Origin of the sequence: Sinomonas albida, from assembly GCF_004919045.1 — a bacterium.
GTDB lineage: Bacteria > Actinomycetota > Actinomycetes > Actinomycetales > Micrococcaceae > Sinomonas > Sinomonas albida.
In genome coordinates this window covers 178,344-194,137 of sequence record NZ_SWDW01000002.1, presented here as the reverse complement: position 1 = coordinate 194,137, position 15,794 = coordinate 178,344, and the positions used below count along the sequence as shown (strand labels likewise).

Below are 15,794 nucleotides of genomic sequence, written 5' to 3'. Positions count from 1 at the left end.
GCCTACGCCCGGGCTGACGCCATCGCGAGCGCGCGATACATGCTTCTGTACTGCACAGCCAGGACCACGAGTTCGGACAGCGCAACAGCCCATGCGACACCAGCAGCTCCGAAGGAGAGGGCCCCAACGACGATCAGCGGGATCCCGCTGATCGCGCCGGCAAGCGTCGAGCGCGCAAGGGACCGTGTCTCGTTCAGCTGCACGAGGCATGCCAAGCCCACAACCTGAGTCACCGCTACTGCGCCGAAGATCAGTCCAAACGGAATAGACAGTTCCCACGTGAACCCGATCTCGCCCCCAGAGAGGAGGTTGGCCGCGATCGGACCAAGCAGGGCAATGAGCACCGCTCCGATCACCCCAGCGGCGGGAACGAGGCGTGCGACCAATCTCATCCGAACTAGCAGATGGCTTCTGCCATTGGCTGGAAGCCAGCCCTGCACGAGTTGGAGGACCGGCGAGAAGGCCGTCAAACCGAAGCGGAACAGCTTGTCTCCCATCGCGTACCGACTCAACGACGACGGGGCCACAGCGTTCAGGAGCAGCAGCGGCACCGACACATAAAGACCTGATGTCGCGGCGGTCATGACTGAATGACGTTGTCCAGCCAATCTGCGGAGGGACTCTCGCGGCGCATAACTCACAACAAGCGCGGTGGGGCTCGAGCGCACAATAGTGCGAGCTGACAGTATGACGCCGACTGCGTTGAAGACCGCCTGCACAGCTAGCACGGTAATGAGGTCATGTGTGATGATCATGACGACAACCCCGGCGAGGACGCCAATGGACTGCGGAAATCCGTCCAGCCAAAAAAGACGCGCTGGACGGGCTTCCCCAATAAAATACCAGGACGCTCCGAGAAACGGCATCAGGAAGGTCGCCGACCCGACCGCCACGAGCACCAAGTGGTTCGGGTTCAACAAACCCATAGTAACCACCATCGCTGGGTACGCGATCAGTGCGAGATACGCGCGCGTGACGAGCGAGTCGACATACTTCTGTGGCCGACGGTCAGCTGAGGCGGCCGCGATTTCGCCAGCTCCGGTGGTCCCCCAGCCGAACGACACGAGAATGCCGAATAGCCCTGCGGCCGTCTGAAGCGCCGCCTGAATCCCCCACAGCGACGGCCCCGCGCCGGCGATAATCACCGGAACCGAAATGAGCCCCACAACGCTCGTGAGACCAGTCGTCAAGGCGAAGCTGGCGAGTCGTCCGAGCATCGTCCAGCGTCGACCCAAGATTCGGTCCCCTCTCCCCAGTGGTTTTAGGCTTGCGGCATTCACCCCAAGGATTGTGCGGTACGCAAGCGAGCCTGACGTGGCGCGGTCAATGAACCGCCAGCTTCCGCGGGCCAGGAACTCAGTCCAGCAGTTCCAAGAGATAGCGCCCATAGCCGCTCTTCACGAGTGGCTCCGCCCGCTCCCGGAGCTCCTCGTCAGTAAGAAAGCCTAGACGCCACGCGATCTCCTCCGGAGCCCCGATTTTGAGGCCCTGTCGATTTTCGATCGTCCGAATAAAGTTTGAAGCGTCATTGAGATCGCTAAACGTCCCCGTATCGAGCCAAGCGGTACCGCGTGGCAGGACCTCAACCTGAAGCTTTCCGGCTTCAAGATACGTACGGTTGACATCGGTGATTTCAAGCTCGCCCCGGGGGGAAGGCTTAAGCGACTTGGCAATATCGATGACGTCATTGTCATAGAAATAAAGGCCGGGAACAGCGTAATGGCTCTTAGGTTGCATGGGCTTCTCCTCAAGAGAAATCGCCCGACCGCCGCCATCGAACTCCACGACACCATACGCGGTGGGATCTTTAACCCAATATCCGAAGACGGCCGCACCATCAATGTTCTGGTGCTTCCGAAGCTGAGTGCCCATGCCTGGACCGTAGAAAATGTTGTCGCCCAGCACGAGGGCCACGGTATCCGAACCGATATGCTCCTCCCCAAGGATGAAGGCTTGAGCGAGACCGTCAGGCGAGGGCTGCTGCACGTAGCTCAGACTGATTCCGAATCTCGAACCATCACCGAGCAGACGCTGAAATGGTTCCGCATCGTGCGGCGTGGTGATAATGAGGATGTCCTTGATCCCCGCGAGAATAAGGGTCGACAGCGGGTAGTAGATCATGGGCTTGTCGTAGACCGGGACGAGCTGCTTGCTGACGCCCAAGGTAATCGGGTGAAGCCGGGAACCGGTGCCGCCGGCCAAGATGATTCCACGCAATGTCTCGCTCCTGATTCTTTATCGACTTCTTATCGACGTAGTCGATAGCACGGTATCGGTACCTTCTCGAACTGCCAGCCGGCAGGCGCCACCCGTGCGGGCGCCGTCTCCAACTTGGGGTCGGCATCGCAGGCTGCACGCGCCGCGGCCACCTGCTCAGACCACACGGGGCCAGCAGACCGCGCGCTGTAAGAGGGGAAGAAGCCCGCCAGCAACACCACGACGACGGCGCCGCCAACCGCAGCCGGCCCGTACCGCCTGAGACGCTCGATTGCGTTCCGCGGAGGCGGCTGTTCTTCTACTTCCGGCCGAGACTGGCGGCCCCCCGCCGCGAAAGCCGCGGCCCCGAGGGCAAACATCCCGGAGGCGACAGCGTACCGCAGGTAGGTGAAGTGGAACCATTCGTCCCGGGACAGCTCCGCGTAGTTCATGAAGGCACGGTTATTGATGAGCTGCGCGGCGGCCCAGAACATGCCCGATGCCAGCAGAAATCCGACCGTGCCGACTCTGGAGGCCCCGCCGTTGTTCCAACCCAGCCAGAGCACCACGCACACGAGGACTATCGGCGGTAACAGAACCCACCCGCCGAAGAAGTTCCACGCGGCGCCGACCGCCGCCGAGGAGGGCTGCAAGAGCGAGACGACGCCTTGGAGCAGCCAGCCCATCACCACGCTAGGCAGATCCCACGGAGCAGCGTCAGGCGACGTCGAGCGGGGGAAAGTCAGAAAGGTCACGCCCTGCATGACGATCCCGACGATGAGCGCCATCGCCGCCGGCAGCCTTCGCCGATCCCGCCAGACAGCCCAAACAAGCAGTGGCAGGAAGGCGACGGTCTGAATTTCGGTGCTCGATGCCACGAAGGCAGCGACAGGGACCAGGATCTTGGCCGCGAGGTTCCGCGCCCGATACACCAGAAGCCACACGGTCAGCCACAGCATGTACCAGTGCAGATTGGCGGTGTTTCCCAGCGCCTCGAGCGGCCCGGCAGGCAACAGGGCCGGAATAATGGCTAGCAATACGCGCGTCGCGGTGGAGGGTACCGAGTGGCGGCTCAGGTGGAATACCGCGACTCCGATGAGACCGACACACAAGCACGAGATCCACGCAACCCGAACGGCGTAGTCTTCGATAGGGCCAGTTCGCAGCGCTATGTGAGCGATGGTCCTCGGCAGGACGTGGAGATATCCCTCATAGGGGTCAAAAATCCCGGACGCAAACTGCGAAGTCAGCGCCTGACGAAGGAAAACACCCCCGTCCTCGGCCCACAGGGTCTCGGTCGTCTGACCCGGAAGGCGCCAGAAGGCTGCCAGAGTGATCGAAATCACTGCGACGAGGTTCGCGATGACACTCAGAGCGGGGCCGCCCGCCCTGTGGTTGCGGAGCCGAAGGTAAAGGGACGAAATTGGTCGTCCCGAGAGCGCCGCCGCGCTAGGCCCCGGCACTGCTGGGTGCCCAGCCGCTGTCGTCAACGAGTTCACCTTTCGTTCGGCGCTGGGGCAAGACTATCGGCTACCCTGAGGAATCATGCAACGTCTCCTCGTCACCGGCGGCGCCGGGTTCATCGGCTCGAACTTCGTCCACTATGCGCTGAGCCACACGGACCACCACGTCACCGTTCTGGACAAGCTCACCTACGCGGGCAACCTCGAGTCCCTCAAGGGGCTCCCGGGGCAGCGCTTCCGGTTCGTCAAGGGAGACATCGCTGACGCCGCACTCGTGGACGAGCTCGTCGGCGCTGCGGATGCCGTGGTCCACTACGCGGCGGAGAGCCACAACGACAACTCGCTCCACGACCCGCGCCCCTTCCTCGACACCAACATCATCGGGACGTTCACCCTTATCGAGGCGGCCCGCAAGCACGGCGTCCGCTTCCACCACATCTCCACCGACGAGGTCTACGGCGACCTCGAGCTCGATGATCCGGCGCGCTTCACTGAGCAGACCCCGTACAACCCTTCGAGCCCGTACTCCTCGACAAAGGCCGGCTCGGACCTCCTAGTCCGCGCGTGGGTGCGTTCCTTCGGCCTCCAGGCCACCATCAGCAACTGTTCGAACAACTACGGCCCGTACCAGCACGTCGAGAAGTTCATCCCGCGCCAGATCACGAACGTGATCGACGGCGTACGCCCCAAGCTGTACGGCAAGGGCGAGAACGTGCGCGACTGGATCCACGCGGACGACCACTCCTCGGCCGTCCTTACGATCCTCGAGAAGGGCCGCATCGGCGAGACCTACCTCATCGGGGCTGACGGCGAGAAGGACAACAAGTCGGTGGTCGAGCTCATCCTCAAGACCATGGGCTTGGCTCCCGATGCCTACGACCACGTCATCGACCGCCCGGGCCACGACATGCGCTACGCGATCGACTCGACGAAGCTTCGCACCGAGCTCGGCTGGAAGCCGCAGTTCCAGGACTTCGAGGCCGGCCTCGAGGCCACGATCCAGTGGTACCGCGACCACGAGGCGTGGTGGCGCCCGCAGAAGGCTGAGACCGAGGCGAAGTACAAGGAGCAGGGCCAGTGAGCGGCATCGAATTCTCCAAGCCGCTGGCGGCACACGAGACGCCCATCCCCGGCGTCGTCCTCTACGACCTTCCCGTCCACGGCGACAACCGCGGCTGGTTCAAGGAGAACTGGCAGCGCGAGAAGATGCTCGCCCTCGGCCTGCCCGACTTCGGGCCCGTGCAGAACAACATCTCCTTCAACGAGAAGGCCGGCACGACGCGCGGGATCCACGCCGAGCCGTGGGACAAGTTCGTCTCCGTCGCGACCGGTCGGATCTTTGGCGCGTGGGTCGACCTGCGCGAGGGCCCGAGCTTCGGCGCGGTGTTCACTGCCGAGCTGGACCCCTCGAAGGCCATCTTCATCCCGCGCGGCGTGGGCAACGCGTTCCAGACGCTCGAGGACGGCACGGCGTACGCCTACCTTGTCAACGACCACTGGTCCGCCGACGCCCAGAGCCAGTACACGTTCCTCAATCTCGCGGACGAGACCGCCGCGGTCCCGTGGCCCATCCCGCTCGCGCAAGCCGAGCTCTCGGACAAGGACCGCGCCCACCCTCGGCTCGCCGACGTCATCCCCATGGCTCCGCGGCGCACGCTCGTCCTCGGTGCCGACGGGCAGCTCGGCAAGGCGCTGCGGAAGGCGTACGACGGCGACGCGAGCGTCGAGTTCGCCGCGCGTGCCGAGTTCGACCTCACCGACCCGAAGTCGGTAGAGACCAAGAACTGGAAGAACTACTCGACGATCATCAACGCGGCGGCCTACACCGCCGTCGACAAGGCCGAGACGCCCGAGGGCCGGCGCGCGGCGTGGGCCGTCAACGTCACCGCGGTGGCCCGGCTCGCGCGCGTCGCCGTCGAATACGGCCTGACGCTCGTCAATGTCTCGAGCGACTACGTCTTCGACGGCACGGCCGACGTCCACGACGAGACCGAAGAGTTCTCGCCGCTCGGCGTCTACGGCCAGACGAAGGCCGCCGGCGACGCCGTGGTCTCAGTCGTTCCCCGCCACTACATCATCCGCACGTCCTGGGTCATCGGCGAGGGCGCGAACTTTGTGCGCACCATGGAGCGCCTCGCCGAGCGCGGCATCAAGCCCTCCGTCGTCGACGACCAGATCGGGCGCCTCTCCTTTACCCAGGACATCGCAGCGGGCATCAAGCACCTTCTCGAGTCGAACGCGCCCTACGGCGTCTACAACCTCACCAACGACGGCGACCCCCAGTCGTGGGCGGACATCGCCAAGAGCGTCTACGAGCTTTCGGGCCACGACGCGGACCACGTCACCGGCGTCAGCACCGAGGAATACTTCCGCGGCAAGGACGCGGCGCCCCGGCCGCTCCACAGCGAACTTGACCTCACGAAGCTGCGGGCCACGGGCTTCGACATCGCACCTCAGGATGCTCGGCTTCGCGACATCGCAGGGCGCCAACTGCCCAGGGAGCACGCGGCGAACTGAAAGAGGCGCCCTTGTCCCTATGAGACAATCGATGGGTGACTAAGACATGGGTCGTCATCCCGATGTACAACGAGGCAACGGTGGTCGGAGGCGTCATCGAGGGCTTGCTCGATACGTTCCCGAACGTCGTCTGCGTCGACGACGGAAGCCGCGACGGCTCGATCACAGTGGCACGCAACGCCGGGGCGATCGTCGTAGAACACCCGATTAATCTCGGCCAGGGCGCTGCGCTCCAGACCGGCATCGAGTACGCGCTGCAGGATCCGAACACTGACTCGATCGTGACCTTCGATGCGGACGGTCAGCATCGCGTAGAGGACGCCGCGGCTATGGTCGACCGGCTCCATGCGGAGTCGCTGGACGCCGTCCTTGGCTCCCGGTTCTTGGACAGCCGCACGACGCTGACCCCCATGAAGAAGCTCGTCCTGAAGGCGGCCGCCCTCCAGATGAAAGCCGCGACGGGAATGGACCTGACCGATGCCCACAATGGGCTTCGCGTGCTGGGCCGGGAGATAGCGGGCCGCATCAACCTCACTCAGAACCGGATGGCCCACGCCTCCGAACTCGTTCACCAGCTGTCCTCGTTGAACGCCCGCTACGCCGAGCATCCGGTTCACATCATCTACACGGATTATTCGAAGGCCAAGGGCCAGTCCTTGCTTAATTCGGTGAACATCCTCGCCGAGCTGTTCTTCAAGTAGGAGACCCGTTGATTTTCGTAGTGCAGATCGTCCTCGTCGTAGCCGTCGTCCTTGTCTCGCTGGCCCTGATGCGCAGCGGATCGAACGCGCGGCACCTCGCCATTCGACGGCTCATGTTGCTCTTGTTCGCACTGGCCGCCGCCATTTCCATCTTCATCCCCGAGATACTCACCAGGGTGGCGCAGTTCCTTGGAATCGGTCGTGGCACAGATCTGGTGCTCTACGCCCTGATCATCTTCTTCTTCATCTTCATGTCGACGACATACCAGAGGTTCCGCCAGTCCGAGTCCGCGCTCACCAAGCTTGCGCGCCGCATCGCTCTCGATGAGACCGTTCGACCCTGGCAATCGGAAGGTCTGCCCGCATCCCACGACGAGGGATCGCTGAGCGGGACGATGCAGCCCCAGAAAAGCCGCAGCTCGGAGGGCTGAGCAGGGAAGCTCTTCCGAGGCGGGCGCCGAGTGAATCGGACTCGGCGCCCGCCTTCGTGTCAGTTCTCGGGCGCATAACCCCGCGGATTTGACTCCTGCCAGCGCCAGTGGTCGGCACACATTTCCTCAAAGGATCGCGTCGCCCTCCAGCCGAGATCATCGCGGGCCTTGGACGGATCCGCCAAGCTCGTCGCGACATCCCCCAAACGCCTCGCGCCGATCTCAAAGGGAATCGTTCGCCCGGAAACACGTGCGAACGTATCGATAACCTCAAGCACCGAGGTGCCCCGGCCCGTTCCCAGATTCCAGGTATGAACACCTGCATGCTCATTGAGGTACTGAAGGGCCGACACGTGCCCGGCAGCAAGATCAACCACGTGGATGTAATCGCGGACCCCGGTACCATCGACCGTGTCATAGTCGTTGCCGAAAACTCTGACGCGCGGCCTCTGTCCCACAGCGACTTGCGCAACGAATGGAAGCAGATTGTTCGGGGTGCCCGCAGGGTCCTCGCCGATCAGGCCGGATTCGTGAGCGCCAACGGGGTTGAAATATCGGAGGATAGCGATCCGCCACGACGAATCAGACGCTCCCAGATCTTCGAGAATCTCCTCGATCTGCTGCTTCGTCCTACCGTACGGATTTGTGGCTCCGCGTCGCATGCTTTCGACCAATGGTAGGCCATTGTCGGAAGCATAAACCGTCGCTGACGAGCTAAATACAAGCCTGCGGACTCCGCGTTCCTGCATGACGTTCAGGAGATTCAGCGTTCCCACAACGTTATTTGAATAGTACGCTAGCGGAATCTCCGCAGATTCACCGACAGCCTTGAGCCCGGCGAAATGAATAACCGCCTCGGGCTGAAAGGCCTCGAACACTTCATCGAGCGCTGCCTTATCCAAAAGGTCAGCCTCTTTCAGGAGAACTTCCCTCCCCGCAATCTCCCGCACGCGACGAAGTGATTCCCGGCTCGAATTACCGAAATTATCGTAGACCGCTACTTCGTGCCCCTGGGCCAAGACCTGCAGCAAGGTGTGGGAACCAATGAATCCCGCCCCACCGGTAACCAGTATTCTCATCTCTCCAGACTAGCGGCTCATCCGCTGAACCCTTCAATCCACAGGAGAGGCCATCGGGTGCAACGGTCCGACGCGCCGAGGCTTCCCTCGAGCTCGGGCTACGCCCCGGGATCCCGCCCAGAGGCCCCGAGGGGCTTCCTCGCGAACCGCTGGCTATGATGGAGTCGTCGCCTCGTCGTTCCTTGGAGGACCAACCCATGCCATCACGCCCGGCCGTCTCTGTCTGCATGGCCGCCTACAACGGCGTAGAACACATCCAGGAGCAACTGGACTCGATCCTCGACCAACTCGACGCACGGGATGAAATCATCGTCGTCGACGACGGGTCGAGCGACGGTACTCGTGAATTGCTCTCGAATATTAAGGATCCTCGGGTCAAGTCCTACTTCAACGACTCGAACCTCGGCTACGTTCGAAATTTTGAGAAGGCTCTCGGGCTAAGCTCCGGTGAAATCGTCATGCTCTCCGATCAGGACGACATCTGGCTTCCGGGACGTGTCGATGCGCTCGTCGAATCACTGAAATCGGCCGAGGCTGTGGCTTCTAACTTCAGCTATTTCGAGGGCACTCCACGTCCGATCGAAACGCTGCGCCTCAAATCCTCGCCCGGCGGAAAGCGCATCTCGAACCTTCTTCGACTTTGGATCGGAATCATTCCCTACTACGGATGCGCGATGGCGTTCCGCGCCTCGTTCGTCAAGGTCAGCCTCCCCTTTCCGCCCTACCTCTACGAGACTCACGACCAATGGCTCGCCATGCTGGCCAACGTGAGGGGGACCATGGCGCACCTGGAGCGCGAGACTCTAAGCCGGCGGCTTCATGCAAACAACACCACGCCGAAGACCTTCCGCGGACTGAAAGCGATCGCGAAGTCGCGATGGATGCTCGCGCGCGCGTTTTTCGAGGCGCTACGGCGCCGGCGGTCGGTCAACGCGGACATCGCAGATAGGCGGGGCTGACGAAGGGAAGCCGGGCTATAGGACAAGAGGCGGGGGCGATCCGCGAGGTTCCAGTGCGGGCGCGGGAGAACGGGCGTCCTTTCGTCTTGTGAGTCTTCGACACCGCAGCCGCGCCGTCCTCCAGGGGTCAATCCCTCCCAGCGGTGGTGACACACCCCAAGCACCTCCGCCACCCCGACGACCTGCTCGAGCGCGTTAGAAGACCGAGCCATCTTCGCCCGCCTGCGCCCGAGCACGCCGAATTCGGGAGCTCCTCTCGAGGCCGAAGACACTTCAGGCCCCGCAGGAGGATCCGCCGCGGGGCCTGAAGTTCTCAGAAGACGACGAAGCGTCAGCCGATGACGTGCTTGAAGAGGCGTGGCACCGCCGTCGTCTTACCCGAGGCGATAGCCTTGACGACCAGGGTTCCCGCGTTGAGTCGGCTCACCACATGAAGCCCCGCAGCACGCGCGGCCTTGTTCCACCCAAGCGATCGGAACCGCTCGGCCTGCCCGTTGAAGAACTGGCGCTCTTCGTCAAAACGCCGTCCGTCGAGGGCGCGAACCGACGAGTCGGACGCGGAATGGCGCCGGTACAGAAACCCAAGTTCGGGATCTACGACCATGGCGCCGCCATCGGCCGCAACATCGAGAAGCATCGCAAGGTCCTGCACGACGTCGAGCCCCTGCGTGAAACCGATTCGCTGAATGGTCGATGTCTTCCACGCGAGCGACGGGAAGTAGGTCCAATTCGCACGAATAAGGCTCGTCGCCATCTGCTCGCCGGAGAGGGCGAGCGGAGTCCTTGTTCGAGGCGTGTAGGCCTTCTTGACTCGATCGACGAGCGGGCTCGCTGAGATGCCGCTCTCGTCGATCACCTGGACTCCTGGCTGGACGATGGCGGCTTCCGGGTGCGATTCGAATGCGCGGACAACGATATCCAGATAGTTCGGAAGCATAATGTCGTCGGCACCCATGATCACGACGATCGGCGCCTCGGCATTTTCTAGGGCCTTGCGGTAGTTGCCGTTTGCCCCGAGATTCTTTTCATTCTTCCTATAAACAACGCGAGGATCGTCAATTCCTGCGAAGAAATCCGCTGGCTCACTGCTCGGATACCCGTCATCAAAGACGCACAGGCGCCAATCCTCAAAATGCTGGCTCATCACACTGCGCGCTGCAAGCTTCATGAGTTCGACGTCGCCGTAATAAGGCAACATCACGTCGACTAACGTCATTTCAGTAGAGAACCCTTCCGTGCAGCACAAATTCCGGCACTCGAAGCGCCACGTCCGCTGCAACTATATCGGTAGGCGCCGCGGATCTCCACACACCGCCTTTCGCACGGGCGCAGGCTCCTACTGCGCGCTCCGCTGCCAACGCCGGGCTTGTCGCGCGCCCCCACGGACGCTGGGGCAGACGGCCCCCAGAACCAAGCCGGCACTGTATTCCAGGCCCGCGCGCACGGAAATCGCCCCGCTGACGACGCCGCGGCCGACGGTGGCCATCGCACCGATCACGCTCCGCCCAGGCCCGTACAGGCCAGCGAGCCGCTGTGCGACCGCAGACTCGGGCGCCCTCGCCTCGAGAGTCTGAGTCATCACCTCTCGCCAACCGACTCCGACGTTATATACGGTGCGGATCCAAGACCCAACTGTCTGGGACCCCTCAAACTTTTGGGACAACCGTCGCATGTTGCTCAACGAACGTCTGAGCGAGAGCCCCTCCTCGCCTTCACCAATGACATTCCCTCCATGCTGCACGTAATCCTGGACGACGATGTCCACAACCCGCGATCCATCCAGCGACGCCGCACACACGGCCAGCCAATGATCGTGGAATTCGCTGGCCGTTGCGAGTCGCGGAAACGGAATGGCCCGCTCCAAGACGTCCCGTCGAAAAACGGTCGAACCACCGGTGAACTGATTCTCGATCACATAGAATTCCGGATCGATATTTTGCCGTCCCGTGTTTTCTGAAACAACCCGCTCACCCGGGAGTGCCACGACCCGACTCTGTCCCGACACCAGCGAATAGCGCTCGAGATGGGGCACAAGCCGTTCCAGCTTTTCTGGATACCACCGGTCATCCTGGTCACTCAAGGCTATCCATCTGACGTGGAGTGGGACCACCTTCAGGGCACGCTCGAAGTTTCCATAAAATCCCAGACGATCGTCGAAACCAATCACCTTGAACCGTGGATCGCCGTCCACCGCGTCGGAAACGAGCTGGGCGACTTCGCCCGCCTCTCCATCCGCAGAAATTATGCAAACGAAATCTGTGACAGACTGTGCCTGGATCGATCTCAGTTGAACGGAGAAGAGATCACTGGGAGGTCGATAGGCTGCCAGCACAATGGCGCCTGGGCCTAGCACCTCACGATTCACGCCCGCCTCGGTCTGAACACTGTCACCGACATCCCGCACCCGTCGAGGATAGCAGCCGTCGAGAGTTGTCACACATCGTGCAAGGGCCTCCGTCGCATAGACTGTGTGGCGGCGCGATCCGAACAGAGAGAGGTGCAGGCGTGGACCAGAAGGATGTCGGCGGGGTCGCAATCGTGATGCCGATGTTCAGCCCGCGGCGTGAGTCCATCGACAGGCTGCAGGGTCTTGCGGCTCAAGCGCGGCAAGTGATCCTTGTCGACGATAATCCTGCCGAAAATCGGGATTGGTCTGATGCTATTGGCACCGCGCCGAATGTCCGTGTCATCCGACACGCCACAAATCGCGGAATCGCGGCCGCGCTCAATACCGGGGTCCGCGAGGTATTGGATGCCCCCGAGATCGAGTACATCATCACTCTCGATCAAGACTCCGAACTCCCCGCCGACTATGTCGAGAAGTTCTTGTGCGAGCGGGCCGCTAAGGACCTGAGCAACCAAACTACAGGGATTCTCTGCCCGGAGCGCATGGACGGCCGACGCGTGGCGACGCGTCGAAACGGCGCGGCACCATACGATCCGATGCAGTCCGGAATGTTCATCCCCCTTTCCACATTTCGGAAAGTCGGCCTCTTTGACGAATCGCTATTCATCGATGCGGTCGACTCCGACTTCGCCCTCCGGACCCGGAAGAGCGGCCTTGACGTGGAGTTTGTCCGCGACACCGACCTTCAGCATGGCTTGGGAGAGCAAATCCCGGCGACCATATTCGGCCGCAACCTGCGCTGGCGGGGAGCGACCAAGTTCTTCTCCTCCCATTCAGCGACACGACTCTATTACATAGCACGCAATCACCTGATTGTGAACGTGCGATTCCTGGGCTTCGATCCAGCATGGGTCATGCGACGGTTCTACGAAGACCTCAAGTTGGTGGGCATCAATATCGTCTTCGGACCCGAAAAGCCAAAGCTAGGTCTTGCCGTGTCTGCCGGCCTCCTCCACGGGGCCATGCGAAAGGCCGGGAAGATTCCTCCTCGGCTCTCCCGGAGGTTGGGTGCGAAGAGGCCGGCCGATCCGCCCCGAAGCGGCTAGAGAGCCCGGATCAGCGAGTCACCGGAGCGACTGACGTAGCCCTGAGCTCCCCGGGCATGACGCGGCGTGGGGTGCGCATGAGTCCCTCCCAGAGCCCACGCGCAAGCGACGTCGCCCAGAGCTTCTTGGATCGCGAGTCAGCGAAGATCGTCAGTGCAAATCCAAGGACTCGCAAAGCCTTCAACATCGCATTTCCCTCGAATCTGTCCGAGCCTTGGTAGAGCTTGCTCAGCCAAATGTGGTTTCGCACATAATAGAAAAGCCGGCCCGCCATATCGGGGTTAGCAGGCTTTGCAGGATGGCGCACAATGCTCGCAGGAACGTACAAACCCAACGACTGCAGCGCAAGCCGTCTCGTGTACTCGGCGTCATCGAACCAGATGAAGAAGTCAGCGTACGGGAGAGCCATCTTCCGTGCGTACTCGAGATTGACGAGAACCCCCACGAAGGTTGCCTGTGTAACTGCGACGCAGCCTTCGGCACTTGCCGCGATTTGGTGCTGTGCATCCGGATCCACAACGGCCGGGTGCCCCGGATTGGATTGCGTTCCAGATTCGTCCGTCACCCGAGACGCCACAAAGCCAGGCCTCAGGTTAGCGTTGGAGGCGACCTCAAGCAGCGGCGCAAGGCTGTGTTCGGCTGGCTCGGCGTCGTCATCCATGAGCCATGCGAAGTCATGGCCGCGTTCCGACGCGATCTCCACGCCCCAGGCAAAGCCGCCCGCGCCGCCAAGGTTAGCGCCCGTTTCGAACAAGAAGGCGTCCGGAAACTCGGACCGAATCACTTCAGGGCTGCCGTCGGTCGAACCGTTGTCAACGACGATGATTTCATCGAGGCTAGCTCCCTGCGCCTCCAGAGACGCGAGGCACTTGCGCAACAAGTCCCTGCGGTTGAAGGAGACCACCACGGCGGCAACAGTCAATTCTTCCCTCTTTCACACACGTTTGGAGCTCATCCTCGCGAGGCCGGCACTCCGACGGCTACATCGATGACTCACACTAGCAAACCCGTTTGGCCGTCCCGGGACGCCCGTGGGGCCGTCAACTGCAGGCGGTAATTCGGAGCAGCCTCGCGTCCCCCACCTCATCGACAACCTTCGCAACGCCGTCCGAGTCCAGGAATCGGAGCCCGTCGTAGTCATGCTTCCCGCCTGCGATTTCGTTCGTGCCGAAGTCGAGGACGTACGAGACGCCGAGGCGCTTCACGGCTTGGCAGACGGCCGGATTGGTCTCTGCATACCGCAACGAATGAGCCAGGAGGTCCGCGTCCGGCGTGATCGAGGACAAGAGATGAAGCTGGACCGTCCGGCGGTCCGCGAGCGCGAACGCGAGCGATGTGCCTGTCCACGGGTTGCCTATGATCGTTGCGCCCGGCGGCACGTCTTGAGGTAGGCGACTCAACAGTTTCGCCTCATCGGCCGACAGCAGCGGCGACGCGTAACTCAGATCGTAGTTACCCCTGGCCTTTGTCACAGCGGATACAACGTTCGGAGCCTGTCCGACAACGAACACTGCACAGACGAGACACACGGCGGCTGGCACCGATGTCCATCGACGGCTCCGAATCCAGCGTTGAGCCGCGAAGCGCTCTCCGAGCCACACAACGGATACAGCGACAACCGGTACTACAGCGACGGGCAGCAGCGCGGCCAGCCTGTAGGAGTCGTTGTACCAGGGTCCCGTGACGCTACGACGGAACGGCATCGCGTCATACGCGCTGACATTGACGAAGAGATAGAGGGCCACAAGGACCGCTCCCGCCGCCCATGCCGCTCGCCGGGCTCGGAAGAGCACGAGCGCCCCCACGATCACGAAAACCGCAGTCAGAGGACTGGACGATTCGCCAAGGGGAGCCACAGCGAGCGACTCCCCTATCGCCTGGGCTCGAGTTTGCAGGGGATCCCAGTAAGTCGCCGGGTTGGGGTGGACAACCAACCACAGCAGCGCCGTGAGCATGACTCCGCCTAGGAGAATCGCCCCAAGCGGCCACATCTTGCTGCCCAGGTCGCGGCGCCGCTTCCAGGCCCGCCAGAGAGCCACGATCAGCATCGGCCAGCCGAAGGCCACGACCGCGTGGAGCCCCGATGGATGAACCAGGACGAGACCTATCACACCGATAAGCAGAACGAACCAGGCCAGTCTGCGCGAGAGGACTGGGGCGGCTGAGACCCCGAGCGCCTGTGCGACGAAAGCGAGGAAGGCCGGGAGCATGGCGACCACCAGCATGTTGGGATACAGCACCCCAAAGTCAAGAAGGAGTATCGGGAAGGCGCCGAACGCCATCGAAGCCACGCCAGCGACGATCGAGACTGCGGTCCTCGTACCAGCAATCTGCTGTGTCAGATAGACACAGCCCGGAACCCACACGGCGGCAGCAAAGGCCACACTCGAGCAGTAGACCGCCACGGCCGGAGATAGGCCAGCCAGCTGCGCCGTTGCCGAGACGAGTGCATGCCACCCCGCTGGATAGAAGCCGCTGCCGTCGACCTGACCAACCGTGAAGCTGGACGCTGATCCCGTTACCTCAATCCATCGAATAGCGTTGAGATGGAAGACCGCATCGATGGTCTGCGAAACGTGATCCGGCCGACCCCAAACGTAGGAGAGCAGTACGATCTCTCCAACCGCCCCGATCGTGATACCGATCATCTCGGATCTGGAAGGCAGCGCCCGCTCCGTGCGAAGGATGCCCGACGTCGTCGCCCACAGCCGCCGTCCCGTGGTCAGTCGACGCATTCCAAAGATGGCTGCCGCAAGAACCACCGCAGTCGCCACCAGTGGCAGAGGACCCCAAGGCACATGGGCAGCACCCGCAATGATCGCTCCAACGACGGCCGCCGTTGCGGTGAAGATGGGCGCAATTGCCGTCATGCTGAGCCCTCGAAGGCCAACTGCCCATGCCACGAGGAGCCCCGGGACGAGCGTCACGGCCAAGGCCGCCAGCACGCCAGGAACCACACTCAGCCATTCCACGTTATCGACCGCCTACCTGCCGA

At 62.4% G+C, this 15,794-nt stretch carries 14 protein-coding genes; 6 read left to right on the top strand and 8 right to left on the bottom strand.

Going from position 1 to position 15,794, the window contains the following annotated elements:
• Window positions 1-2 precede the first annotated feature (2 nt).
• From E6A26_RS02705 to E6A26_RS02695, 3 genes are all read right to left on the bottom strand, one after another.
• Window positions 3-1,217 carry a polysaccharide biosynthesis protein gene (locus tag E6A26_RS02705; RefSeq protein WP_168928655.1) on the bottom strand — a complete coding sequence of 405 codons (1,215 nt, stop codon included), beginning with the start codon at window positions 1,215-1,217 and terminating at the stop codon, window positions 3-5.
• Window positions 1,218-1,356: 139 nt separating this feature from the next.
• Window positions 1,357-2,217, bottom strand: a complete 861-nt coding sequence (gene rfbA, locus E6A26_RS02700; protein WP_136609647.1) for a glucose-1-phosphate thymidylyltransferase RfbA — start codon at window positions 2,215-2,217, stop codon at window positions 1,357-1,359.
• 29 nt (window positions 2,218-2,246) lie between these two features.
• The gene (locus E6A26_RS02695) at window positions 2,247-3,542 is read right to left on the bottom strand and encodes a hypothetical protein (protein WP_136609646.1); all 1,296 of its coding nucleotides are present in this window, start codon (window positions 3,540-3,542) and stop codon (window positions 2,247-2,249) included.
• A 199-nt stretch (window positions 3,543-3,741) separates the two neighbouring features.
• Between E6A26_RS02695 and rfbB the strand changes: the two genes are divergently transcribed.
• Genes rfbB through E6A26_RS02675 form a run of 4 tightly spaced genes read left to right on the top strand, consistent with a single transcriptional unit; the run spans window position 3,742 to window position 7,308 of the window.
• Window positions 3,742-4,740 carry a dTDP-glucose 4,6-dehydratase gene (gene rfbB / locus E6A26_RS02690; protein WP_136609645.1) on the top strand — a complete coding sequence of 333 codons (999 nt, stop codon included), beginning with the start codon at window positions 3,742-3,744 and terminating at the stop codon, window positions 4,738-4,740.
• On the top strand, window positions 4,737-6,176 hold the full coding sequence (locus E6A26_RS02685; protein WP_136609644.1) for a sugar nucleotide-binding protein: 1,440 nt from the start codon (window positions 4,737-4,739) through the stop codon (window positions 6,174-6,176). The genes rfbB and E6A26_RS02685 overlap by 4 nt, the downstream gene beginning before the upstream one ends.
• A 35-nt stretch (window positions 6,177-6,211) precedes the next feature.
• Entirely contained in the window at window positions 6,212-6,877 is a 666-nt protein-coding gene (locus tag E6A26_RS02680) for a glycosyltransferase family 2 protein (protein ID WP_234864931.1), read from the top strand.
• Window positions 6,878-6,897: 20 nt separating this feature from the next.
• On the top strand, window positions 6,898-7,308 hold the full coding sequence (locus tag E6A26_RS02675) for a DUF2304 domain-containing protein (RefSeq protein ID WP_234864929.1): 411 nt from the start codon (window positions 6,898-6,900) through the stop codon (window positions 7,306-7,308).
• A gap of 59 nt (window positions 7,309-7,367) precedes the next feature.
• On the opposite strand, the gene galE is transcribed toward E6A26_RS02675, so the two are convergent.
• The gene (gene galE / locus E6A26_RS02670; RefSeq protein ID WP_136609642.1) at window positions 7,368-8,387 is read right to left on the bottom strand and encodes a UDP-glucose 4-epimerase GalE; all 1,020 of its coding nucleotides are present in this window, start codon (window positions 8,385-8,387) and stop codon (window positions 7,368-7,370) included.
• Window positions 8,388-8,614: 227 nt separating this feature from the next.
• On the opposite strand from galE, the gene E6A26_RS02665 reads away from it, so the two are divergent.
• Window positions 8,615-9,346 (top strand): glycosyltransferase, encoded by a 732-nt coding sequence (locus tag E6A26_RS02665; RefSeq protein ID WP_234864928.1) that lies wholly within the window; start codon window positions 8,615-8,617, stop codon window positions 9,344-9,346.
• A gap of 331 nt (window positions 9,347-9,677) precedes the next feature.
• On the opposite strand, the gene E6A26_RS02660 is transcribed toward E6A26_RS02665, so the two are convergent.
• Window positions 9,678-10,562 carry a glycosyltransferase family 2 protein gene (locus tag E6A26_RS02660; RefSeq protein ID WP_136609640.1) on the bottom strand — a complete coding sequence of 295 codons (885 nt, stop codon included), beginning with the start codon at window positions 10,560-10,562 and terminating at the stop codon, window positions 9,678-9,680.
• 120 nt (window positions 10,563-10,682) lie between these two features.
• Entirely contained in the window at window positions 10,683-11,750 is a 1,068-nt protein-coding gene (locus E6A26_RS02655) for a glycosyltransferase (RefSeq protein ID WP_168928654.1), read from the bottom strand.
• Between the two features lie 101 nt (window positions 11,751-11,851).
• Here E6A26_RS02655 and E6A26_RS02650 point away from each other — a divergent pair, with 101 nt between their 5' ends.
• Window positions 11,852-12,799: a glycosyltransferase gene (locus tag E6A26_RS02650; RefSeq protein ID WP_136609638.1), complete on the top strand. Its 948-nt coding sequence runs from the start codon at window positions 11,852-11,854 to the stop codon at window positions 12,797-12,799.
• 10 nt (window positions 12,800-12,809) lie between these two features.
• On the opposite strand, the gene E6A26_RS02645 is transcribed toward E6A26_RS02650, so the two are convergent.
• On the bottom strand, window positions 12,810-13,721 hold the full coding sequence (locus E6A26_RS02645; protein ID WP_136609637.1) for a glycosyltransferase family 2 protein: 912 nt from the start codon (window positions 13,719-13,721) through the stop codon (window positions 12,810-12,812).
• A gap of 118 nt (window positions 13,722-13,839) precedes the next feature.
• A complete protein-coding gene (locus tag E6A26_RS02640; protein ID WP_136609636.1) occupies window positions 13,840-15,771 on the bottom strand; it encodes a DUF6541 family protein in 1,932 nt (643 codons plus the stop codon).
• Window positions 15,772-15,794 lie beyond the last annotated feature (23 nt).

Coding starts and splice junctions, on each gene's coding strand:
- E6A26_RS02665 (WP_234864928.1), top strand. CDS start 8,615: ATGGCCGCCTACAACGGCGTAGAACACATCCAGGAGCAACTGGACTCG.
- E6A26_RS02705 (WP_168928655.1), bottom strand. CDS start 1,217: ATGCTCGGACGACTCGCCAGCTTCGCCTTGACGACTGGTCTCACGAGC.
- rfbB (WP_136609645.1), top strand. CDS start 3,742: ATGCAACGTCTCCTCGTCACCGGCGGCGCCGGGTTCATCGGCTCGAAC.
- galE (WP_136609642.1), bottom strand. CDS start 8,387: ATGAGAATACTGGTTACCGGTGGGGCGGGATTCATTGGTTCCCACACC.
- E6A26_RS02660 (WP_136609640.1), bottom strand. CDS start 10,562: ATGACGTTAGTCGACGTGATGTTGCCTTATTACGGCGACGTCGAACTC.